Annotated in this window: 27 protein-coding genes; 25 read left to right on the top strand and 2 right to left on the bottom strand. The window is 65.0% G+C overall.

Going from position 1 to position 22541, the window contains the following annotated elements:
* From AC1DIX_RS18060 to AC1DIX_RS18070, 3 genes are all read left to right on the top strand, one after another.
* Nucleotides 1-2000 (top strand): glutamate synthase-related protein (locus AC1DIX_RS18060; protein WP_477326231.1); only part of this gene is annotated, 2000 nt, incomplete at its 5' end.
* Nucleotides 2001-2124: 124 nt separating this feature from the next.
* Nucleotides 2125-3588 (top strand): glutamate synthase subunit beta, encoded by a 1464-nt coding sequence (locus AC1DIX_RS18065; RefSeq protein ID WP_477326233.1) that lies wholly within the window; start codon nt 2125-2127, stop codon nt 3586-3588.
* 130 nt (nt 3589-3718) lie between these two features.
* Nucleotides 3719-4576: an endonuclease/exonuclease/phosphatase family protein gene (locus AC1DIX_RS18070; RefSeq protein ID WP_477326235.1), complete on the top strand. Its 858-nt coding sequence runs from the start codon at nt 3719-3721 to the stop codon at nt 4574-4576.
* On the opposite strand, the gene AC1DIX_RS18075 is transcribed toward AC1DIX_RS18070, so the two are convergent.
* Nucleotides 4528-5562, bottom strand: coding sequence for a CapA family protein (locus AC1DIX_RS18075; protein ID WP_477326237.1), 1035 nt, complete (start codon nt 5560-5562; stop codon nt 4528-4530). The genes AC1DIX_RS18070 and AC1DIX_RS18075 overlap by 49 nt on opposite strands.
* Nucleotides 5559-6209, bottom strand: a complete 651-nt coding sequence (locus tag AC1DIX_RS18080; protein ID WP_442121290.1) for a dienelactone hydrolase family protein — start codon at nt 6207-6209, stop codon at nt 5559-5561. The genes AC1DIX_RS18075 and AC1DIX_RS18080 overlap by 4 nt, the downstream gene beginning before the upstream one ends.
* 371 nt (nt 6210-6580) lie before the next feature.
* On the opposite strand from AC1DIX_RS18080, the gene AC1DIX_RS18085 reads away from it, so the two are divergent.
* The 22 genes from AC1DIX_RS18085 to tatA all read left to right on the top strand — a co-directional run bounded on the left by AC1DIX_RS18085 (nt 6581) and on the right by tatA (nt 22538).
* Nucleotides 6581-7384, top strand: a complete 804-nt coding sequence (locus AC1DIX_RS18085; protein WP_441935247.1) for an ABC transporter ATP-binding protein — start codon at nt 6581-6583, stop codon at nt 7382-7384.
* Nucleotides 7381-8163 (top strand): lipid asymmetry maintenance ABC transporter permease subunit MlaE, encoded by a 783-nt coding sequence (gene mlaE, locus AC1DIX_RS18090; RefSeq protein ID WP_477326239.1) that lies wholly within the window; start codon nt 7381-7383, stop codon nt 8161-8163. The genes AC1DIX_RS18085 and mlaE overlap by 4 nt, the downstream gene beginning before the upstream one ends.
* Nucleotides 8164-8209: 46 nt before the next feature.
* The gene (gene mlaD / locus AC1DIX_RS18095) at nt 8210-8686 is read left to right on the top strand and encodes an outer membrane lipid asymmetry maintenance protein MlaD (protein ID WP_441935249.1); all 477 of its coding nucleotides are present in this window, start codon (nt 8210-8212) and stop codon (nt 8684-8686) included.
* Nucleotides 8683-9573: an MlaA family lipoprotein gene (locus tag AC1DIX_RS18100; RefSeq protein WP_441935250.1), complete on the top strand. Its 891-nt coding sequence runs from the start codon at nt 8683-8685 to the stop codon at nt 9571-9573. The genes mlaD and AC1DIX_RS18100 overlap by 4 nt, the downstream gene beginning before the upstream one ends.
* 30 nt (nt 9574-9603) lie before the next feature.
* On the top strand, nt 9604-10254 hold the full coding sequence (locus AC1DIX_RS18105; RefSeq protein ID WP_441935251.1) for an MlaC/ttg2D family ABC transporter substrate-binding protein: 651 nt from the start codon (nt 9604-9606) through the stop codon (nt 10252-10254).
* 2 nt (nt 10255-10256) lie between these two features.
* Complete coding sequence (locus AC1DIX_RS18110) at nt 10257-10532, top strand: STAS domain-containing protein (RefSeq protein ID WP_441935252.1); 276 nt, start codon at nt 10257-10259, stop codon at nt 10530-10532.
* A 105-nt stretch (nt 10533-10637) separates the two neighbouring features.
* Complete coding sequence (locus tag AC1DIX_RS18115; RefSeq protein WP_441935253.1) at nt 10638-11582, top strand: ABC transporter ATP-binding protein; 945 nt, start codon at nt 10638-10640, stop codon at nt 11580-11582.
* Entirely contained in the window at nt 11579-12346 is a 768-nt protein-coding gene (locus AC1DIX_RS18120) for an ABC transporter permease (RefSeq protein ID WP_441935254.1), read from the top strand. The genes AC1DIX_RS18115 and AC1DIX_RS18120 overlap by 4 nt, the downstream gene beginning before the upstream one ends.
* A gap of 26 nt (nt 12347-12372) precedes the next feature.
* Complete coding sequence (locus tag AC1DIX_RS18125) at nt 12373-12612, top strand: BolA family protein (protein WP_441935255.1); 240 nt, start codon at nt 12373-12375, stop codon at nt 12610-12612.
* Between the two features lie 13 nt (nt 12613-12625).
* The gene (gene murA, locus AC1DIX_RS18130) at nt 12626-13888 is read left to right on the top strand and encodes a UDP-N-acetylglucosamine 1-carboxyvinyltransferase (RefSeq protein ID WP_477326242.1); all 1263 of its coding nucleotides are present in this window, start codon (nt 12626-12628) and stop codon (nt 13886-13888) included.
* Nucleotides 13889-13968: 80 nt separating this feature from the next.
* On the top strand, nt 13969-14643 hold the full coding sequence (hisG, locus tag AC1DIX_RS18135) for an ATP phosphoribosyltransferase (protein ID WP_441935257.1): 675 nt from the start codon (nt 13969-13971) through the stop codon (nt 14641-14643).
* A 1-nt stretch (nt 14644) separates the two neighbouring features.
* Nucleotides 14645-15988: a histidinol dehydrogenase gene (gene hisD / locus AC1DIX_RS18140; RefSeq protein ID WP_477326244.1), complete on the top strand. Its 1344-nt coding sequence runs from the start codon at nt 14645-14647 to the stop codon at nt 15986-15988.
* Nucleotides 15985-16962, top strand: a complete 978-nt coding sequence (locus AC1DIX_RS18145; RefSeq protein ID WP_477326246.1) for a DNA-methyltransferase — start codon at nt 15985-15987, stop codon at nt 16960-16962. The genes hisD and AC1DIX_RS18145 overlap by 4 nt, the downstream gene beginning before the upstream one ends.
* Nucleotides 16959-18050 (top strand): histidinol-phosphate transaminase, encoded by a 1092-nt coding sequence (gene hisC / locus AC1DIX_RS18150; RefSeq protein WP_477326248.1) that lies wholly within the window; start codon nt 16959-16961, stop codon nt 18048-18050. The genes AC1DIX_RS18145 and hisC overlap by 4 nt, the downstream gene beginning before the upstream one ends.
* Nucleotides 18047-18637: an imidazoleglycerol-phosphate dehydratase HisB gene (hisB, locus tag AC1DIX_RS18155; protein WP_477326250.1), complete on the top strand. Its 591-nt coding sequence runs from the start codon at nt 18047-18049 to the stop codon at nt 18635-18637. The genes hisC and hisB overlap by 4 nt, the downstream gene beginning before the upstream one ends.
* 10 nt (nt 18638-18647) lie before the next feature.
* On the top strand, nt 18648-19289 hold the full coding sequence (hisH, locus tag AC1DIX_RS18160) for an imidazole glycerol phosphate synthase subunit HisH (protein WP_477326252.1): 642 nt from the start codon (nt 18648-18650) through the stop codon (nt 19287-19289).
* Between the two features lie 40 nt (nt 19290-19329).
* Nucleotides 19330-20106, top strand: a complete 777-nt coding sequence (gene hisA / locus AC1DIX_RS18165; RefSeq protein WP_441935262.1) for a 1-(5-phosphoribosyl)-5-[(5-phosphoribosylamino)methylideneamino]imidazole-4-carboxamide isomerase — start codon at nt 19330-19332, stop codon at nt 20104-20106.
* Nucleotides 20107-20172: 66 nt separating this feature from the next.
* Complete coding sequence (hisF, locus tag AC1DIX_RS18170) at nt 20173-20934, top strand: imidazole glycerol phosphate synthase subunit HisF (protein ID WP_441935263.1); 762 nt, start codon at nt 20173-20175, stop codon at nt 20932-20934.
* A 15-nt stretch (nt 20935-20949) separates the two neighbouring features.
* Nucleotides 20950-21399, top strand: a complete 450-nt coding sequence (gene hisI, locus AC1DIX_RS18175; protein ID WP_441935264.1) for a phosphoribosyl-AMP cyclohydrolase — start codon at nt 20950-20952, stop codon at nt 21397-21399.
* Nucleotides 21396-21734 carry a phosphoribosyl-ATP diphosphatase gene (locus tag AC1DIX_RS18180; protein WP_441935265.1) on the top strand — a complete coding sequence of 113 codons (339 nt, stop codon included), beginning with the start codon at nt 21396-21398 and terminating at the stop codon, nt 21732-21734. Before hisI ends, AC1DIX_RS18180 begins: the two co-directional genes overlap by 4 nt.
* Nucleotides 21735-21806: 72 nt before the next feature.
* On the top strand, nt 21807-22181 hold the full coding sequence (locus tag AC1DIX_RS18185; protein WP_441935266.1) for a histidine triad nucleotide-binding protein: 375 nt from the start codon (nt 21807-21809) through the stop codon (nt 22179-22181).
* Between the two features lie 114 nt (nt 22182-22295).
* Nucleotides 22296-22538, top strand: coding sequence for a Sec-independent protein translocase subunit TatA (tatA, locus tag AC1DIX_RS18190; RefSeq protein WP_441935267.1), 243 nt, complete (start codon nt 22296-22298; stop codon nt 22536-22538).
* Nucleotides 22539-22541 lie beyond the last annotated feature (3 nt).

Below are 22541 nucleotides of genomic sequence, written 5' to 3' on the forward strand. Positions count from 1 at the left end.
GAGCAATACCGGCGAAGGCGGCGAAGATCCGCGCCGCTACGAGCAATACCGGCGAAGGCGGCGAAGATCCGCGCCGCTACAAGGGCGAGTTCAAGGGCATCAAGATCGCCAAGGGCGAGACCCTGGCCTCGATCCTGGGCTCGGACCGCGTGGTTGCCGACATCCCGCTGCAGGAAGGCGATTCGCTGCGCTCGAAGATCAAGCAGGTGGCATCGGGCCGCTTCGGCGTCAGCGCCGAGTACCTGGCCTCGGCCGACCAGATCCAGATCAAGATGGCGCAAGGCGCCAAGCCGGGCGAGGGCGGCCAGCTGCCGGGCCACAAGGTGTCCGAGTACATCGCGTCGCTGCGCGTGTCGGTGCCGGGTGTCGGCCTGATCTCGCCGCCGCCGCACCACGACATCTACTCGATCGAAGACCTGGCCCAGTTGATCCACGACCTGAAGAACGCCAACCCGAACGCGTCGATCTCGGTGAAGCTGGTGTCGGAAGTCGGCATCGGCACCGTCGCCGCCGGCGTCTCGAAGGCCAAGGCCGACCACGTGGTGGTCGCCGGCCATGACGGCGGCACCGGCGCCTCGCCGCTGTCGTCGGTGAAGCATGCCGGCACGCCGTGGGAACTGGGCCTCGCCGAGACCCAGCAGACCCTGGTGCTGAACGGCCTGCGCAGCCGCATCCGCGTGCAGGCCGACGGCCAGATGCGCACCGGCCGCGACGTCGTCATCGCCGCCCTGCTGGGCGCCGACGAAATCGGCTTCGCCACCGCGCCGCTGGTGGTCGAAGGCTGCATCATGATGCGCAAGTGTCACCTGAATACCTGCCCGGTGGGCGTGGCAACCCAGGATCCGGAGCTGCGCGCCAAGTTCCAGGGCAAGCCGGAACACGTGGTCAACTACTTCTTCTTCGTCGCCGAGGAAGCGCGCCAGATCATGGCCCAGCTGGGCATCCGCACCTACGACGAGCTGATCGGCCGCGCCGACCTGCTCGACCAGAACCGCGCCATCACGCACTGGAAGGCGCAGGGCCTGGACTTCAGCAACATCTTCTACCAGCCGAAGGCCGCCAGCCCGCAGGCCCTGCTGCACAGCGAAGGCCAGGACCACGGCCTGGACAAGGCACTGGACCACAAGCTGATCGCCCAGGCCAAGCCGGCGCTGGAGCGTGGCGAGCGCGTGTCCTTCATCTCGCCGGTGCGCAACGTCAACCGCACGGTCGGCACCATGCTGTCGGGTGAAGTCGCCAAGCGCTACGGCCATGCCGGCCTGCCGGACGACACCATCCACATCCAGCTGCAGGGCACGGCGGGCCAGTCGGCCGCGGCCTTCCTGGCGGCCGGCATCACGATCGACCTGGTGGGCGAGGGCAACGACTACGTGGGTAAAGGCCTGTCGGGCGGCCGCATCATCGTGCGTCCGAATACCGAGTTCCGCGGCTGGGCGGTGGACAACATCATCGTCGGCAACACGGTGCTGTACGGCGCCATCGCCGGCGAAGCCTTCTTCAACGGCGTGGCCGGCGAACGCTTCGCGGTGCGTAACTCGGGCGCGACGGCCATCGTCGAAGGCCTGGGCGACCACGGCTGCGAATACATGACCGGCGGTACCGTGGTCGTGCTGGGCGACACCGGCCRCAACTTCGCAGCCGGCATGTCGGGCGGCGTGGCTTATGTGTACGACCCGAAGGGCGAGTTCGAGCAGAAGTGCAATACGACGATGGTGAACCTGGAGCGCGTGCTGTCCACCAAGGAGCAGGGCGACAAGTCGTCCTGGCACGCCCAGACCCGCAACGGCGAGCGCGAGTCGGACGAAGCGATCCTGAAGCGCCTGATCGAACGCCACTTCAAGCACACCGGCTCCACCCGCGCCCGCAACCTGCTGGACGACTGGGCCGCCAGCCGCGGCAAGTTCGTGAAGGTCTTCCCGACCGAATACAAGCGCGCGCTGGAGGAGATGCACAACTCCAGCATGGAAGAGGCGAACGACAAGATCGAGTTGGCTGCCTGAATACCGTCGTTCCCGCGAAGGCGGGAATCCAAGTTCTGCGAGCGCTGACGATACGCGTGCAAACTTGGACCCCCGCCTGCGCGGGGGCGACGGCTGAATCGACGGAATTGATAAGGAAAATATTGTGGGTAAAATCACCGGCTTCATGGAATTTCAGCGCCAGGAAGAAGACCACCTGGAACCCGCCGCGCGCCTGAAGAACTACAAGGAATTCACGCTGACGCTCAGCAACGAGCAGGCCAAGGTGCAGGGCGCGCGCTGCATGGATTGCGGCATCCCCTTCTGTAACACGGGCTGCCCGGTCAACAACCTGATCCCCGACTGGAACGACCTGGTCTATCACGGTAACTACCGCAACGCCGTCGAGAACCTCCATTCGACCAACAACTTCCCGGAATTCACGGGCCGGATCTGCCCCGCACCCTGCGAGGCCGCCTGCACGCTGGGCATCAACAACGAGCCGGTCGGCATCAAGTCGATCGAGCGCAAGATCGCCGACGCCGGCTGGGAAAACGGCTGGATCGTGCCGCAGCCGGCCGCCCTCAAGACGGGCAAGAAGGTCGCGATCGTCGGCTCGGGTCCCGCCGGCCTGGCCGCGGCCCAGCAGCTGGCGCGCGTCGGCCACGATGTGACCGTGTTCGAGAAGAGCGACCGCATCGGCGGCCTGCTGCGCTACGGCATCCCCGACTTCAAGATGGAGAAGGGCCTGATCGACCGCCGGGTTGAGCAAATGCAGGCGGAAGGCGTGACCTTCCGCACCAGCACCCTGATCGGCAAGGACTTCCCGACCACGGTCAGCAATATGGCGCGCGAGACCATCTTCCCGGAAGACCTGGTCAAGGACTTCGACGCCGTCATCATGGCCGGCGGCGCCGAGCAGCCGCGCGACCTGCCGGTGCCGGGCCGCGAGCTGAAGGGCGTGCACTTCGCGATGGATTTCCTGCCGCAGCAGAACCGCGTGAACGCCGGCGACAAGGTGAAGGACCAGATCAAGGCCACCGGCAAGCACGTGGTCGTGATCGGCGGCGGCGACACCGGTTCCGACTGCGTCGGCACCTCGAACCGCCACGGCGCCGCCAGCGTCACCCAGTTCGAACTGATGCCGATGCCGCCCGAGATTGAAAACAAGCCGCTGGTCTGGCCCTACTGGCCGACCAAGCTGCGCACCTCGTCCTCGCACGAGGAAGGCTGCGAGCGCGACTTCGCGGTGGCCACCAAGCGCTTCGAAGGCAAGGGCGGCAAGGTCGAAAAGGTCATCGCCTGCCGCGTCGAGTGGAAAGACGGCAAGATGATCGAAGTGCCGAACACCGAATTCGAGCTGAAGGCCGACCTGGTGCTGCTGGCCATGGGCTTCGTCGCACCGGTGCAGCAGGTGCTGGATGCCTTCAGCGTGCAGAAGGATGCGCGCGGCAATGCCCGTGCGACGGTCGACGGCGAGACCTCGTACCAGACCACGGTACCGAAGGTGTTCGCGGCCGGCGACATGCGCCGCGGCCAGTCGCTGGTGGTGTGGGCGATCCGCGAAGGCCGCCAGTGCGCGCGCGCCGTGGACGAGTTCCTGATGGGTTCTTCCGAACTGCCGCGCTGAGCGGCGGTATCAAGCTCACGTGAGAAGCGGCCCTGCGGGGCCGCTTTGTCGTTTAGTGGAGGGCGATAAACTGCGCCCCTGCCCGGCCATTCCCGCGCCATCGGCAGCAGGATGTGCTTAACTCTCCCGTATGAAGACCATCCTTTTGCTGCTCGCCATGCTCTGCGGGCCCGCCGCGTGGGCGGCGTCCCAGGCCTCGGCGCCGCTGAATGTCGCCACCTACAATGTCGCCACCTACAACCTCCGCTACGACAACCCCGGCGACGGCCCCAATGCCTGGCCCGCCCGCAGGGAGATGGTCAAGGCGCTGATCCGCTACCACGAGTTCGACATCCTCGGCACCCAGGAAGGCTTGTCCGGCCAGATCGCCGACCTCGCGCAGATGGACGAATTCGAGCATGTCGGCGTCGGCCGCGACGACGGCAAGGACGCCGGCGAGCATTCGGCGATCTTCTTCCGCAAGAGCCGTTTCGCCTTGCTGGACAAGGGGGATTTCTGGCTCAGCGAAACGCCCGGCCGACCTTCTTTCGGCTGGGACGCCAGGTGCTGCCATCGCCTCGCCTCATGGGCGCGCCTGCGCGACCGCGCCAGCTCGCGCGTGCTGTATGTCTTCTCGGTGCATTTCGACCATGAGGGCGAGCAGGCCCGCCGCGCCTCGGCCGATCTGATGCTGAAGAAGATCGCCGAGATCGCCCACGGCGAGCCGGCCATCTGCGTCGGCGATTTCAACTCGACGCCGGACACGGTGCAGATCCGCACCATGTCGACCGCGCTGCGCGACGCCTACCAGGCCAGCAAGGCGCCGCCCTATGGTCCGGCCGGCACCTTCAACGATTTTCACATCGACAGGCTTGCCACCGACAGGATCGACTACATCTTCGTCGACCGCCACTTCGACGTCCTCAAGTACGCGGTGCTGGGCGACTCCTTCAACAGGCGCTATCCCTCCGACCACTTTCCGGTCGTCTCGCGGGTGGTGCTCAAGTAGATCGCCAGGCGGTCGCCCTCGACCTGGACCGTGGTGCCGAGGGCCGCGCACAGCTCACGCATGCGCTCGGCGATCCAGGTCCGCTGCGCGCTGTTCGCCGGGAACGCCCGGCAATGCCGGATGAACAGCGGGTGCATGACGATCCGCTCCAGCGCGTCGTCTCCGAACTCCAGCGCGAACAGCAGCTGGTGATCGTTGCGAAAGCCCGGATCGACGGCGTAATCGTCGACCAGGTCGCCGGCCGCATACAGGATCGGGCAGCCTTCGTACAGCTCGACGCCCTGGAATACGTGGGCGCTGTGGCCGAACACGATCTTCCAGCCGACCTCGATCGCGGCCCGGGCCAGACGGCGCTGGCGCTGGTCGGGCGCGCTCGCCATGTTCGGCCCCCAGTGCAGCGACAGGATGGGCCAGCGCACGCTTTCCGCACGCAGCGGCGCCAGCGCGCGGGCGAAGGCGTCGACGGCAGCGGCCTCGTCGTGCAGGCCGAGCCAGGCCATGCCGGGGTGGTCTTGGGTGGCGGCGAAATCGTCCTGGTGATCGCAGAAGGCGGCCATGCCGATCCGCACGCCCTTGCGCTCGACGATCACCGGCGCCGATGCGGCCGCCAGGTCGGCGCCGGCGCCCGTGTGGAGGATGCCGTTGGCGTCGAGGATGCGGACGGTCTCCAGCAAACCCTGCACGTCGTAGTCGAGGATGTGGTTGTTCGCCAGGCTCACCAGCCTGACACCGGCCTCGCGCAGCGCCTCGCCGGCGAGCGGCGGCGCGCGAAAATAAAAGGCTTTCGGTGCGCCGTGCCAGCGCTCTCCCGGCTCGCAGATCGCGCACTCGAGGTTGGCGACGGCGAGGTCGGCCTCGCGCAGCAGCGGCGCGACCGCGCCCAGCGGATGCTGCGCACCCTCGCGCAGCATGGCCTCGCCGGCCAGGCGCCCGAGCATCAGGTCGCCGCCGAACAGCAGGCGCAGCGGTATCGCAGCAGGACTCATGCCGTCTTGCGGGCAAAGTGCCCGACGAACCAGTTGGCCGCCAGCCGCGCCACTTCCTCCAGGGTGCCAGGCTCCTCGAACAGGTGGGTGGCGCCGGCCACGATGGCCAGTTCGCGCGGGCAGCGCAGCTGGGCGAAGGCTTGCCGGTTCAGGTCGATCACGGCGTCGTCGTTGCCGCCCACGATGAGCAGGGTCGGCGCCGTCACGCCGTGCAGGGCCGCGATGCCGGCCAGGTCGGGCCGGCCGCCGCGCGAGACCACGGCGGCAATCGACAGGTAGGGCGGGCCGGGATGCGGCTGGCCCAGGTAGGGATCGCCGAGGTGGGGCTCGCCCGCCAGCCGCAGCGCGGCGGCGGCGCCGGTGCTGGCGCCGAACAGTCCCAGCGGCAGCTTCGCCGTTGCCGGCTCGCGCGCCAGCCAGCGCGCCGCGCTGCGCAGGCGCAGGGTGAGCAGGGCGATGTCGAAGCGGTGATAGGAATCGGCTTCCTCGTCCTCGCTGAGCAGGTCGAGCAGCAGGGTGCCGATGCCGGCCTCGCGCAGGATACGGGCCACGTAGTTGTTGCGCGGACTGAGGCGGCTGCTGCCGCTGCCATGGGCGAACAGGACGACACCCAGCGCTTCGTGGGGAAGTTCCAGCATGCCTTCCATATCGATGGCGTCGTGCTGGATGTGGATCAGGGCCTTGGCGTTCACGTTGGCCTCCCGGGTAAGTTCAAGCCCATGATGCGCCCGAAAATCCGGGTAGTCCATGCCCTCGCGCGAAGGGGAATCGTCAGGCTTGCTTCGCATACAAAGTATTCGTTTCCATGGGGAATTTGTTAATAATCTTTAGCAAAACGCAACAATCTCAGGTATGCATATCTCATTTAAAACAAATACTTACGTGAGGAAAATATCTGACTCACTGTTCAGTAGTGTTGTAATATCACGTCGATAAGTACGCTGGAATTGGGCCGTCTCCAGCAGGGATTGACGTTTCTGCACTACAATACGAGATTCACCAAATACCAAATTCCACTGTGTCCAACCTTGTCGAAATCCGCGATCTGCATTTTTCGTATGGAGATCGCCCCATCCTGTCGAATCTGAGCATGGATTTCCCGCGCGGCAAGCTGATCGCCGTGATGGGCGGTTCCGGCTCCGGCAAGACGACGGTGCTGCGCCTGATCGGCGGCCAGATCCGTCCCCAGCGCGGCACGGTCGCGGTGGACGGCGAAGTCGTTCATCAGCTCGACACGGAAAACCTCTACCGCCTGCGCCGCAAGATGGGCATGCTGTTCCAGTTCGGCGCCCTGTTCACCGACCTGACCGTGTTCGAGAACGTGGCCTTCCCGCTGCGCGAACACACGGAGCTGCCGGAAGAAGTGCTGCGCGACCTGGTGCTGATGCGCCTGAACGCGGTCGGCCTGCGCAATGCGGCCCAGCTCAAGCCGAACGAGATCTCGGGCGGCATGGCGCGCCGCGTGGCGCTGGCGCGCGCGATCGCGCTGGACCCGGAACTGATCATGTACGACGAGCCCTTCGCCGGCCTCGACCCGATCTCGATGGGCGTGACCGCCAACCTGATCCGCAACCTGAACGACACCCTCGGCTCGACCTCGATCCTGGTGTCGCACGACGTCAACGAAACCTTCAGCATCGCCGACTACGTCTATTTCCTGTCCGGCGGAAAAATCGTCGCCCAGGGTACGCCGGAAGAAATGCGTGCTTCGTCCGATCCCTACGTGAAACAGTTCGTCAACGCCCAGCCGGACGGTCCGGTACCCTTCCACTATCCGGGCAAATCGCTGGCCGAAGACCTGGGCCTGGAGGCCAAGCGATGATCGCGCGCTTCCTCGGCTTCATCGGCGCCTTCGTGCTGGACACGATCGCCCGCACCGGTTTCGTCACCCGTTCCTTCGTCAAGCTGCTGGGCAGGCTGCCCGGCGCGCTGAAGCGCCCGGCGCTGATCTCGGAGCAGGTCCACTTCATCGGCAACTATTCGATGCTGATCATCGGCGTGTCCGGCCTGTTCGTCGGCATGGTGCTGGGCCTGCAGGGCTATTACACGCTGAGCCAGTTCGGCGCCGACGAGAAACTCGGCCAGCTGGTGGCGCTGTCGCTGCTGCGCGAGCTCGGTCCGGTGGTCACCGCGCTGCTGTTCGCGGGCCGTGCCGGCACCTCGCTGACCGCCGAGATCGGCCTCATGAAGGCCGGCGAGCAGCTGTCGGCAATGGAAATGATGGCCGTGAACCCGCTCCAGCGCGTGCTGGCGCCGCGTTTCTGGGGCGGCGTGATCGCCATGCCGGTGCTGGCCACGATTTTTTCCGCCATCGGCATCATCGGCGGCTACCTGGTCGGCGTGCAGCTGATCGGCGTGGACGAAGGCGCGTTCTGGTCCCAGATGCAGTGCAATATCGACGTGCGCCGCGACATCATGAACGGCGTCCTGAAGAGCTTCGTGTTCGGCATTGCGGTCACCTTCACCGCCCTGTTCCAGGGTTATGAAGCGCAGCCGACGCCGGAAGGCGTGTCGCGCGCGACCACGCGCACCGTCGTGATCGCGTCGCTGATGGTGTTGGGCCTCGACTTCGTCATGACCGCGCTGATGTTCAACAAATAATTTAGAAGACTGGCTGATTTAACGCCTACATATATTAGGAAATCTTATGCATCGCAAATCTATTGACGTCTGGGTCGGACTTTTCGTGCTGTTGGGTGCGGTATCGCTCCTTTTCCTGGCCCTCAAGGCAGGTAACATGAGCACTATCTCGTTCAGCAAGACGTATGCGATCGTCGGCAAGTTCGACAACATCGGTGGCCTCAAGCCCCAATCGCCCGTCAAGAGCGCAGGCGTGGTCGTGGGCCGCGTCGGCGATATCAGCTTCGACGACAAGAGCTTCCAGGCCCTGGTTCGCCTCGACTTGAACCCGGCCTATAAGTTCCCGAAAGATAGTTCGTTGAAGATCCTGACCTCCGGTCTGCTGGGCGAACAGTACATCGGCATCGAAGCGGGCGGCGACACCAACAACCTGGTGGATGGCGACCGTATCACCCGCACGCAGTCCGCCGCGGTGCTGGAAGACCTGATCAACCAATTTATTTATAGCAAAGCAGCCGAAGGAAAGGATGGCAACAGCAAATGAGCATTCGTAACGCATTGGCACTGGCGGCAGGCGCTGCCGTGCTGCTGAGCGGCTGCGCGACCGCCACCAATCCGAAGGACCCCTTCGAGAAGTTCAACCGGGCAATGTTCAGCTTCAACGACGCGGTCGACCGTACCGCCCTGAAGCCGACCGCGACTTTCTACCGGAACTACACCCCGGACTTCGTGCAGACCGGTGTCGGCAACTTCTTCGGCAACCTGTCGGACCTGTGGAGCTCGGTCAACAATTTTGCCCAGCTCAAGGGCCAGGACGGCCTGAACGACTTCACCCGTTTTGCCGTGAACTCGACCCTGGGCCTGGTCGGCGTGCTGGACATCGCGACCCCGGCCGGCCTGCGCAAGCACAACGAAGACCTGGGCCAGACCCTGGGTTACTGGGGCGTCCCAAGCGGCCCCTACTTGATGTTGCCGATTCTGGGCGCATCTACGGTGCGCGACACCATTGCCCTGCCGGGCGACTTCTGGGGCGATCCCTGGGATCACGTGAACGATATCCCGTGGCGTAACGGCGGCATCCTGCTGCGCGCCGTCGACCAGCGCGCCAGTGTGCTGGACGCCTCGAACCTGCTGGAAGACGCTGCCCTCGACCGCTACGAATTCATCCGCGACGGTTACCTGCAGCGCCGTAACAGCAAGGTGCTGGATACCGACAAGGCCCAGGAGCGTGCCGACAAGGTGCATGAAAAGCTCGAGAAGGTGCAGGAAAAAGTGCAGGAAAAGCTGGGCGTGAAGAAGACGCCGCGTCCGGACGACGCGGGCGACGACGCCGCGCCGGCCAGCCAGGACCAAACCCCGGCAAAACAGGATTCGGCGCCGAATAATCCGCCGGTGCCGGCCCCTGTGTCATCCGAACCGGTCCAGAAGTAGTTAACGGGATAACCAAGACAAAGGAAGCGTATGAAGCCTATCGCACAATTGATCGTGACTGCCGCCGTGGCGGCCTTTTCCACCAGCGTGATCGCTGCCCCGGCCCAGGCCGCCAGCGAAGCGCCGGACCTGCTGGTCAAGCGCGTCAGCACCGACGTGATCGACGCCGTCAAGGCCGACAAGGACATCCAGGCCGGCAACAGCCGCAAGATCATCGACCTGGTCAACACCAAGATCCTGCCGTACGTCGATTCCGACAAGATGACGTCGCAGGCGGCCGGCCGCTTCTGGCGCCAGGCGAGCCCGGAACAGCAGAAGCAACTGTCGGAAGAATTCCGCCAGCTGCTGATCTACACCTATTCCGGCGCGCTCTCGCAGATCAAGAACGAAACCATCGAGTTCAAGCCCTTCCGCGCCGACCCGGCCGACACCGAAGTCGAGGTGAAGTCGCAGGTCAACCTGACCCGCGGCGAGCCGATCACCCTGAACTACCGCCTGAGCAAGACCCCGCAGGGCTGGAAGATCTTCGACCTGAACGTGATGGGCGCCTGGCTGGTCGAGACCTACAAGTCGACCTTCGCTTCCGAGATCGGCAAGGGCGGCATCGACGGCCTGATCAAGAAGCTGCACGACCGTAACCAGCAGCTGGCCAACAAGCCGCTGAAGGCGCCGCAGAAGTAAGCATGGCGGAGTCCAATCCCATGCTGTCGCTGGATGCCCTGACCTTCCAGAACGCCCAGGCGGCGCTGGAGCAGGGCTGCGCGGCGCTGTCCGCCGGCGCGACCGTGTTCGACCTCGGTGGCGTGCGCGCCGCCGATTCCTCGGCCCTGGCCCTGATGCTGGCCTGGCAGCGCCGCGCCCAGGCGCAGGGGCGCAAGCTCAGTTTCGTCAACGTGCCGGCCAACGTCGATGCGCTGGCGCGCCTGTATGGTGTCGATGGCCTGATCGGCCGGGCGTGACCGCCGCTTCATGACGGATGGGCTCACGCCGACCCGTCATGACGATTTCTTCTATAATGGCTCGTTTCCCCTGCATGGTCCGCCGTCCGGCGCGGCCACTTTCGCATGACAGCCATCCAGATTGACAGCGTCGAGAAAAGCTACAAGGGCTTCAAGGCCCTCAAGGGCGTTTCCCTGACCATCGAACAAGGCGAATTCTTCGGCCTGCTTGGCCCGAACGGCGCCGGCAAGACCACTCTCATCTCCTGCATCGCGGGCCTGATCCGGCCCGATGTCGGGAGTGTGCGCATCCACGGCCACGACGTCGTCAAGGACTTCCGTTCGGCCCGCATGGCGCTCGGCGTGGTGCCGCAGGAGCTGGTGTTCGATCCCTTCTTCACGGTGCGCGAGACCCTGCGCCTGCAGTCCGGCTACTTCGGCCTGAAGAACAACGACAAGTGGATCGACGAGGTCATGGAAAACCTCGACCTGACCGCCAAGGCCGACGTCAATATGCGCGCCCTGTCCGGCGGCATGAAGCGGCGCGTGCTGGTGGCCCAGGCCCTGGTCCACAAACCGCCCGTGATCGTGCTGGACGAACCGACCGCCGGCGTCGACGTCGAACTGCGCCAGACCCTGTGGAAGTTCATCTCGCGCCTGAACCGCGAGGGCCACACCGTGGTCCTGACCACCCACTACCTCGAAGAAGCGCAGGCCATGTGCCAGCGCGTGGCCATGCTCAAGACCGGCAACGTGGTGGCGCTGGACACCATGTCGCAGCTGCTGCGCCGCGTGTCGGGCTCCTCGCTGATCGTGCACCTGAAGCAGGGCGGGCTGCCGGAAGGCCTGCGCCATCTGGTCGCGCACGATGAAGCAGATGCGCACGACGACGCCTCGAAGCCGAATGGGCAGGGCAACAAGTACACCCTGCGCGTGAACGAGTACGCCGACGTCGAAGGCATCCTGGCGAGCCTGCGCGAATCGGGCGCCGTGATCGACGAAATGCAGCTGCAGCAGGCCGACCTGGAAGACATCTTTATCCAGATCATGGAAGGGGCACCCATCCGATGAATGTATTCTCCGTGGGTTTCCGCACCCTGTTCTACAAAGAGATCCTGCGCTTCTGGAAGGTCGCCACCCAGACCATCGCCGCGCCGGTCGTCACCTCGATGCTCTACCTGCTGATCTTCGGCCACGTGCTGGAAGGCCGCGTGCAGATGCTCGCCGGTGTCGACTACACCGCCTTCCTGATCCCGGGCCTGGTGATGATGAGCGTGCTGCAGAACGCCTTCGCCAACTCCTCGTCCTCGCTGATCCAGTCCAAGATCACCGGCAACCTGGTGTTCATCCTGCTGCCGCCGCTGTCGCACTGGGAGATCCTGTCCGCCTACGTGACGGCATCGATCGTGCGCGGCCTGTGCGTGGGCGCCGGCGTGTTCATCATCACCGCCTGGTTCGCCCACCTGTCCTTCGTGTTCCCGCTGTGGATCGTCGTGTTCGCCCTGCTGGGCGCGGCCATCCTCGGCACGATGGGCGTGATCGCCGGCATCTGGGCCGAGAAGTTCGACCAGCTGGCCGCGTTCCAGAATTTTTTGATCATGCCTGCAACATTTTTGGCCGGTGTGTTCTATTCGATCCAGAAACTGCCCCCGTTCTGGCTCGCAGTCTCGCATTTCAACCCGTTCTTTTATATGATTGACGGGTTCCGTTACGGTTTCTTCGGCAAGTCTGATGTCTCGCCCTGGACCAGCCTGGCCATCGTCGCCGTGTTCTTCATCGTGCTGGCCGGCGTCGCCATCAACCTGCTCCGCCGCGGCTACAAGCTGCGTCATTAAGATTTATCCAAAATTCACTGCGCATCATGGCTACCACACCTGAACTCATCCACGGCTACATCAAGGCCGGCCTGGACACCACCCACCTCGAAGTCGAGGGCGACGGCCAGCATTTCAGCGCCGTCATCGTGTCCCCCAGCTTTGCCGGCAAGAGCCGCATCCAGCGCCACCAGATCGTCTACGCCGCCCTCGGCGACCGCATGCGCGAGGAGATCCACGCGCTGTCGATGAAGACCCTGACCCCCGAAGAATTTGCTGCCAACTAAGCAAGGATAATCCATGGACAAGCTCCAGATCACCGGCGGCAAGCGCCTGAACGGCGACATCGTCATCTCGGGCGCCAAGAACGCCGCGCTGCCCATCCTGTGCGCCGGCCTGCTGACCTCGGGCGACCTCGAACTGTCGAACGTGCCGCGCCTGCACGACGTGCGCACCATGCTCAAGCTGCTGGCGCAGACCGGCCTGAAGGTGACCCAGGGCGAAGGGGACGACAGCGAGAACGTCACCCTGAACGGCGCCAGCATCGACAAGCTCGAAGCGCCGTACGAGCTGGTGAAGACCATGCGCGCCTCGATCCTGGTGCTGGGACCGATGCTGGCGCGCTTCGGTGAAGCCAAGGTCTCGCTGCCGGGCGGCTGCGCGATCGGTTCGCGTCCGGTCGACCAGCACATCAAGGGCCTGCGCGCGATGGGCGCCGAGATCACGATCGAAGGCGGCTACATCCACGCCAAATGCGCGAAGCTGAAGGGCGCGCGCATCCTGACCGACATGATCACCGTGACCGGCACCGAGAACCTGCTGATGGCCGCAGTGCTGGCCGAAGGCGAGACCGTGCTGGAAAACGCCGCGCGCGAGCCGGAAGTGACCGACCTCGCCAACATGCTGGTGGCGATGGGCGCGAAGATCGAGGGCATCGGCACCGACCGCCTGGTGATCCAGGGCGTCGACGCCCTGCACGGCACCAGGCACGCCGTGATCTCGGACCGCATCGAAGCCGCTACTTTTCTTTGCGCGGTGGCGGCGACCGGCGGCGACATCCGCATCGTCAATACCCGCACCGACATCTTCGACGTCGCCATCGACAAGCTGCGCGAGATGGGCGTGCAACTGACGGTGGAAGGCCAGGCCATCCGTGCGCGCATGGACGGCCGTCCGCGCCCGGTGTCCTTCCGCACCACGGAGTATCCCGGCTTCCCGACCGACATGCAGGCCCAGTTCATGGCGGTGAACACCATCGCCGACGGCCCGAGCCGCGTGACCGAGACCATCTTCGAGAACCGCTTCATGCACGTGCAGGAACTGAACCGCCTGGGCGCGCAGATCTCGATCGAGGGCAACACCGCCTTCATGCGTGGCGTCGGCCGCCTGGTCGGCGCACCGGTGATGGCCACCGACCTGCGCGCCTCGGCCTCGCTGGTGATCGCCGGCCTGGCCGCCCAGGGCACCACCATCGTCGACCGGATCTACCATCTGGACCGCGGTTACGACCGCATGGAAGCCAAGCTGTCGGCGGTTGGTGCCGACATCGTTCGTATCAAATAAAGCTGCTATTAGCGTAGTACCAGCATTACCAACGTCGTTCCCGCCTGCGCGGGGACGACGGGCATCGGCTGACACTCAATATGACCAAATCACCCCAGGACAGCAAGCAGCTGATCCTCGCCCTCTCCAAGGGCCGCATCTTCGAAGACACGCTGCCGCTGCTGGCCGCGGCCGGCATCGAGGTGCTGGAAAATCCGGAAACCTCGCGCAAGCTGATCCTGGCGACCAACGACCCTGGCGTGCGCGTGCTGATCGTGCGCGCCACCGACGTCCCGACCTATGTCCAGTACGGCGCCGCCGACTTCGGCGTGGCCGGCAAGGACGTGCTGCTCGAGCATGGCGGCGAAGGCCTGTACCAGCCGGTCGACCTGCGCATCGCCTGCTGCCGCATGTCGGTGGCGGTGAACGCCGGCTTCGACTACGAGACCGCGGTGCGCCAGGGCGCGCGCCTGCGCGTGGCCACCAAGTTCGTGGAAACCGCGCGCGAGCACTTCGCCAAGAAGGGCGTGCACGTCGACCTGATCAAGCTGTACGGCTCGATGGAACTGGCGCCGCTGGTCGGCCTGTCGGATGCCATCGTCGACGTGGTCTCGACCGGCGGCACCCTGCGCGCCAACAACCTGGTCGAAGTCGAGAAGATCATGGAGATCTCTTCGCGCCTGGTGGTCAACCAGGCCGCGCTCAAGCTCAAGCGCGAGCGACTGCAACCCATCATCGAGGCCTTCGAACGCGCCTCCAAGCAGCAAGGTCAATAACATGGATGTCCGCAAGCTCGATTCCACCGCCCCCGATTTCAAGCAGCAGCTGACCAAGCTGCTGGCCTTCGAAGCCGAGACCGACGACGCGATCGAATCCGCCGTCGCCAAGATCCTCGCCGACGTCAGGGCGCGCGGCGATGCGGCCGTGCTGGAGTACACCAACAAGTTTGACCGCATCCCCGGTGGGGGTGCTACAGGCATGGCCGCCTTCGACCTGACGCAGCAGGAACTGCAGGATGCGCTGGCCTCGCTGCCGGAGGCCCAGCGCGCCGCGCTGCAGACCGCCGCCGATCGCATCCGGGTCTTCCACGAGCGCCAGAAGCAGGAACTGAACGGTTTCACCTACACCGAACCTGACGGCACCGTGCTGGGCCAGCGCGTGACGCCGCTGGACCGCGTCGGCATCTACGTCCCGGGCGGCAAGGCGGCGTATCCCTCGTCGGTGCTGATGAATGCGATCCCGGCCCAGGTCGCGGGCGTGAAAGAGATCGTGATGGTGGTGCCGACGCCGGACGGCATCAAGAACCGCATGGTGCTGGCCGCCGCCGCGATCGCCGGGGTGACGCGCGTGATCACCATCGGCGGCGCCCAGGCCGTCGGCGCCCTGGCCTACGGCACCGAGACGATTCCTGCCGTCGACAAGATCGTCGGCCCGGGCAATGCCTACGTGGCCGCCGCCAAGCGCCGCGTGTTCGGCACGGTCGGCATCGACATGATCGCCGGCCCGTCCGAAATCCTGGTGCTGTGCGACGGCAGCACCGACCCGGACTGGGTCGCCATGGACCTGTTCTCCCAGGCCGAGCACGACGAGCTGGCCCAGGCCATCCTGCTGTGCCCGGACGCCGGCTACATCGCCCAGGTCGAAGCCAGCATCCACAAGCTGCTGCCGGCCATGCCGCGCAAGGAGACGATCACGACCTCGCTGACGGACCGCGGCGCGTTGATCCTCGTGCGCGACATGGAAGAAGCCTGCGCGATCGCCAACGACATCGCCGCCGAGCACCTGGAAATCTCGGCCGCCGAGCCGCAGCAATGGGCGGACCGGATCCGCCATGCGGGCGCGATGTTCCTGGGCCGCTTCTCGTCCGAGTCGCTGGGCGACTATTGCTGCGGCCCGAACCACGTGCTGCCGACCTCGCGCACGGCGCGCTTCTCGTCGCCGCTGGGCGTGTACGACTTCCAGAAGCGCTCGTCGCTGCTGTTCGTGTCCGAAGCCGGCGCCCAGACCCTGGGCAAGGTCGCGGCCGAGCTGGCGTACGGCGAAGGCCTGCAGGCGCACGCCCGCAGCGCAGAGCTAAGGATCAGGCAGGACGGCGAGCCGACCGGGTCTGGTTCCGCATGATGGACTGGGTCGACCGGGTCTTCTGCGAGGACGCGCTGGCCGGCATGGCGCGCATCCCCGACGGGTCCATCGACCTGATCCTGACCGATCCGCCGTACAACCTCGGCAAGGACTACGGCAACGCTTCCGACCAGCAGAGCGTCGACGACTACCTGGCCTGGACCGAGCGCTGGATCGACGTCGCGTTGCCCAAGCTGAAAGCCAACGGCAGCCTGTACATCTTCCTCACCTGGCGCTTTGCGCCGGAAATCTTCGTCATGCTGAAGAAGCGCCTGACGATGATGAACGAGATCATCTGGGACCGCCGCGTGCCCTCGATGGGCGGCAGCACCCGCAGCTTCAGCTCGGTGCACGACACCATCGGCTTCTTCGTGAAGCGCAAGGACTATTATTTCGACCTGGACGCCGTGCGCATCCCCTACGACGCCGAGACCAAGAAGGCGCGTTCGCGTTCGATCTTCGTGGGCGCCAAGTGGCTCGAGGTCGGCTACAACCCGAAGGACCTGTGGAGCGTCTCGCGCCTGCACCGCGAACATGCGGAGCGGGTCGATCATCCTACCCAGAAGCCGCTCGAGATCATCGAACGCATGCTCAAGGCCTCCTGCCCGCCGGGCGGCGTGGTGCTCGACCCCTTCATGGGCAGCGGCACCACGGCGCTGGCGGCGCGTCGGCTGGGGCGGCATTTCGTCGGGTTCGAGCTGAACCAGGCTTATTGCGAGATCATTCAGCAAAGGCTGGCGATGCCGGAGGCGCCGGCCAGGAAAAAGACGGCAGGAAGTCGCAAGAAGGACAAAACCGTTATGACCGAAAGCGCTTGCACCGTCGTCCCCGCGCAGGCGCCCCGCTGTGCGACGCCCCAAGTTGCACGAGCAGTCAAAACGCACGCAAACCTGGACCCCCGCCTGCGCGGGGGCGACGGGGCAGTAGCCAACGAGCAAAATTTAGACAACGCTATTCAAGGAAGCACACCATGACCGACATCGACACCCTCATCGCCAACACGATCCGCGAAGACGTCCGTGCCGGCCATAGCTATAACGTGCCGGACGCCAGCGGCTACATCAAGCTCGACGCCATGGAAAACCCCTACGAGCTGCCGGAAAACCTGCGCCAGGCACTGGCCACGCGCCTGGCCGACGCCGTGCTGAACCGCTATCCGGTGGCCTCGTACGGCACCCTCAAGCAGAAGATCCGCGACAAGCTCGGCGTCCCGGCCGGCTACGACGTCATCCTCGGCAACGGTTCCGACGAGATCATCAGCATCATCGCCATGGCCACCGCACGCCAGGACAAGAGGGCAGTGCTGATGGCCCCGGTCCCGGCCTTCGTGATGTTCCAGCGCTCGGCCCAGTTTGCCGGCATGGATTATGTCGGCGTGCCGCTGAAAGCCGATTTCTCGCTCGACCGCCCGGCGATGCTGGCCGCCATCGAAAAACACAAGCCGTCGGTCGTGTTCCTGGCCTACCCGAACAATCCGACCGGCAACCTCTACGATGAAGACGACATGGTCGCCATCATCGAGGCGCTGGGCGACACCGGCATCGCCGTGGTCGACGAGGCCTACCAACCCTTCGCCCGCACCAGTTTCATGGGCCGCCTGCCGCAATACCCGAACCTGATGGTGATGCGCACGCTGTCCAAGCTGGGCCTGGCCGGCATCCGCCTCGGCTACCTGGCGGCTGCGCCCGCGCTGCTGGACCAGTTCGACAAGGTGCGCCCGCCGTATAACATCAACGTGCTGACCCAGGCGGCGGCCGAGTTCGCGCTCGACCATATCGACGTGCTGAACGAGCAGGCGGCCCGCCTGAACGAAGCGCGCGGCGAGCTGGCGGCGGCGCTGGCTGCGCTGCCGGGCGTGACGGTATTCCCGTCGAGCGCGAATTTCATTACCTTGCGTGTACCGGACGCCGACCGTACCTGCGCTAAACTGTTCGATGAACGGGTATTGATCAAGAATTTGAGTAAAATGCACGAATTGCTGGCCAACTGCATCCGCGTGACGGTCAGCACCCCGGAAGAGAATTCCGTATTCCTGAATGCCCTGAAGGCTTCCCTGCAATGACCCGCACCGCAGAAATCACCCGCAACACCAGCGAGACGCAGATCCGCGTCGCGCTCAATCTCGACGGTACCGGCCGCCAGAAACTCAACACTGGCGTGCCTTTCCTCGACCATATGCTGGACCAGATCGCCCGCCATGGCCTGATCGACCTCGAGGTCGAGGCCGTCGGCGACCTGCACATCGACGACCACCATACCGTCGAGGACACCGGGATCACCCTGGGCATGGCGGTCGCCAAGGCGATCGGCGACAAGAAAGGCATCCGCCGCTACGGCCACGCCTACGTCCCGCTCGACGAAGCGCTGTCGCGCGTGGTGATCGACTTTTCCGGCCGTCCGGGCCWGGAATGGCATGTGCCCTTCACCCGCGCCACCATCGGCCGCTTCGACGTCGACCTGACGATCGAGTTCTTCCGCGGCTTCGTGAACCACGCCGGCGTGACCCTGCACGTGGACAACCTGCGGGGCGTGAACGCCCACCACCAGTGCGAGACCGTGTTCAAGGCCTTCGGCCGTGCCCTGCGCATGGCGTCCGAGCTGGACGAGCGCGCGCTGGGCACGATTCCATCGACCAAGGGCAGCCTGTAAGCGATCGATCATGGCAAACAAGATTGTTGTGGTTGATGGCCTGGGCAACCTGCGTTCGGTAGCGCAGGCGCTGCGCGCCGCCGCTCCCGAAGCGGACGTGATCGTTTCGAGCGATGCCGCCGTGATCGACGCCGCCGACCGCGTCGTGCTGCCGGGGCAGGGCGCCATGCGCGACTGCATGCGCAGCCTGCGCGAATCCGGCGCCGAGGAAGCGGTGCTGCGCGCCATGAAGACGCGTCCGGTGATGGGCGTGTGCGTGGGCGAGCAGATGCTGTTCGACGCCAGCGAAGAAAACGAAGGCACGCCCGGCCTGGGCCTGTTCCCCGGCAAGGTGGTGCGTTTCCAGCTCGACGGCAAGCTTGCCGCCGATGGCTCGCGCTTCAAGGTGCCGCAGATGGGCTGGAACCGCGTGCGACAGGCACGCGCGCATGCATTGTGGGAAGGCGTCGAGGACGGCGCCTGGTTCTACTTCGTGCACAGCTATTACGCCCGGCCGGCCAATCCGGACGACACCATCGGCGAAGCCGATTACGGCGGTCCCTACTGCTGCGCGGTCGCGCGCGACAACATCGTCGCCACCCAGTTCCACCCTGAAAAAAGCGCGGCCGCCGGCCTGCGCCTGTATCGCAATTTCATCCACTGGAAACCCTGAACGCTCAGGTTCTTCACCCGTCAACCAACCGATTACGACCATGCTGCTGATTCCCGCCATCGACCTGAAAGACGGTCACTGCGTTCGCCTGAAACAGGGCGATATGGACCTCGCCACCGTGTTCTCCGAAGATCCCGCCGAGATGGCGCTGCACTGGCTCAAGAAGGGTGCGCGCCGTCTGCACCTGGTCGACCTGAACGGCGCTTTCGCCGGCAAGCCGAAGAACGAGGACGCCATCAAATCGATCCTGCAGGTGGTGCAGGAATACGCTACCGAGAATGACCTGGACGAGATCCCGGTCCAGCTCGGCGGCGGCATCCGCGACCTCGACACCATCGAGCGCTACCTGGACGACGGCATCACCTACATCATCGTCGGCACCGCCGCGGTGAAGAACCCGGGCTTCCTACACGACGCCTGCGGCGCCTTCCCGGGCTCGATCATCGTCGGCCTGGACGCCAAGGACGGCAAGGTCGCGACCGACGGCTGGAGCAAGATGTCGGGCCATGAAGTCATCGACCTGGCCAAGAAGTTCGAGGGTTATGGCGTCGAATCGATCGTCTACACCGACATCGGCCGCGACGGCATGATGGGCGGCGTGAACATCGAAGCCACCGTGCGCCTGGCCCAGGCCGTCAAGATCCCGATCATCGCCTCCGGCGGCCTGCACAACCTGGCCGACGTCGAAGCGCTGTGCGCGGTACAGGACGAAGGCATCGAAGGCGTGATCTGCGGCCGTTCGATCTATGAAGGCACGCTCGACCTGGCCAGCGCGCAGGAGCGTGCGGATGAGCTGACTGAAGGGGCGCAGGCTTAACTAGCCCGGAACCGAGAAACCGTCGTTCCCGCGAAAGCGGGATTGACGGGTTAACTAAAGATTTATATGCTCGCAAAACGCATCATCCCCTGCCTTGACGTCACCGGCGGCCGCGTGGTCAAGGGCGTCAATTTCACCGAGCTGCGCGATGCCGGCGACCCGGTCGAGATCGCACGCCGCTACGATGGCCAGGGCGCCGACGAGATCACCTTCCTCGACATCACCGCCTCGAGCGACGGCCGCGACCTGATCCTGCCGATCATCGAAGCCGTGGCCTCGACCGTCTTCATCCCGCTGACGGTGGGCGGCGGCGTGCGCAAGGTCGAGGACGTGCGCCGCCTGCTGAACGCCGGCGCCGACAAGGTGTCGATGAACACCTCGGCCGTGACCAACCCGCAACTGGTGTTCGAGGCTTCGCAGAAGCACGGCTCGCAGTGCATCGTGGTGGCGATCGACGCCAAGCAGGTCGCGCCCGGCAAGTGGGAAGTGTTCACCCACGGCGGCCGCAATCCGACCGGCCTCGACGCGGTGGAGTGGGCGCGCAAGATGGAAAGCCTGGGTGCCGGCGAACTGCTGCTGACCAGCATGGACCGCGACGGCACCAAGTCCGGCTTCGACCTCGGCCTGACGCGCGCCGTCTCGGACGCGGTCGGCATTTCCGTGATCGCCTCCGGCGGCGTGGGCGGCCTGCAGGACCTGGCGGACGGCATCCTGGAAGGCCACGCCGACGCGGTGCTGGCCGCCAGCATTTTCCACTACGGGCAGCACACGGTCGGCGAAGCCAAGCGCTTCATGCATGACCGCGGCATCCCGATGCGACTGGACTGAACTGGACAAACACAGATGGTAACCCCGACGACGACCCCATCGATTCCGGCCCAGCCCTGGCTGAAGAAGGTGCAATGGGACGAGCACGGCCTGGTGCCGGTGATCGCCCAGGAAGCCGCCACCGGCGACATCCTGATGTTCGCCTGGATGAACCGCGAAGCCCTGGCCAAGACCGTGGAGCTGGGCGAAGCGGTGTACTGGAGCCGCTCGCGCAAGAAGCTGTGGCACAAGGGCGAAGAGTCCGGCCACGTCCAGAAAGTGCTGGAGATCCGCCTCGACTGCGACGAGGACGTGGTGCTGCTGAAGGTCGAACAGGCCGGCGGCATCGCCTGCCATACCGGCCGCCATTCCTGCTTCTTCCAGAAGTTCGGGAACGGCGACTGGCATGACGCCGACCCGGTGCTGAAAGACCCGAATACCATCTATACCAAACCGAAGAAGACGGTTCAAAAGAAAGACCTATGAGCACCATCCTCGACCGCTTGGCGGAAACGATCGAGACGCGCAAGCCGGAAAACGGCGGCGATCCCGACAAATCCTATGTGGCCCGCCTGTTCGCCAAGGGCGACGATGCGATCCTCAAGAAGATCGGCGAAGAAGCGACCGAGACCGTCATGGCGGCCAAGGACGTGCGCGCCGGTGCCGATGCCTCCAAGCTGCTGTACGAAGTGGCCGACCTGTGGTTCCATTCGGCTGTGCTGCTGGCGCGCTTCGGCCTGAGCCCGCAGCAGGTGCTGGACGAGCTGGCGCGCCGCGAAGGCCTGTCCGGCATCGAGGAAAAGGCCTCGCGCAAGGAGTGAGAGCGCAAGGGCTGAGAGCGTCACGGCGCTGTCATTCGACCCGAATAGAATATCGTGCTGACTGGAGAGAACATGGATAACTGCATCTTCTGCAAGATTGCCGCAAAGCAGATCCCGGCTGGCGTGGTGTACGAGGACGACGAGCTGCTCGCGTTCAAGGACATCAACCCGGCGGCACCGGTCCACCTGCTGGTCATTCCGAAGCGGCACGTGGACACCTTGTCCGACTGCACGGATGCGCACGCGGCGATCCTCGGCAAGATGCTGGCCCTGGCGCCGAAACTGGCCGCCGAGCATGGAATCGCCGTCAAGCAGGGCCCGGACGGCCAGCGCAGCGGCGGCTTCAAGACCCTGATCAACACCGGTCCGGATGGCGGCCAGGAGGTGTATCACCTGCACCTGCACGTGTATGGCGGTCCTCGTCCGTGGCGCGGGCTCGGGACTTGATGCGGGGAACTTGACTAAAACTTCCGGCTGGAAAGAAACCATGCCGGGTAATCATCGCTTATACTGCGCGTACGCTACATGCGAATTCGGGCGTGCGCCCGCAAGGAGAAAACAATGGGTTCGTTTAGTATTTGGCACTGGCTGATCGTGCTGGTGGTGGTGGTCCTGGTGTTTGGTACCGGCAAGCTGAAGAACGCGGGTTCCGATCTCGGCAAGGCCGTGAAAGGCTTCAAGGACGGCGTGAAGGGCAGCGAAGAAGAGCGCCAGGCGAATGTCCCGCCGGCCTCGACCCAGCAGGTGGCCGACAAGTCCACGAACACGATCGACGTCGAAACGCGCGAAAAGAACCGCTCGTAATCC

It is taken from the genome of Massilia sp. 05N420 (genome assembly GCF_056397205.1).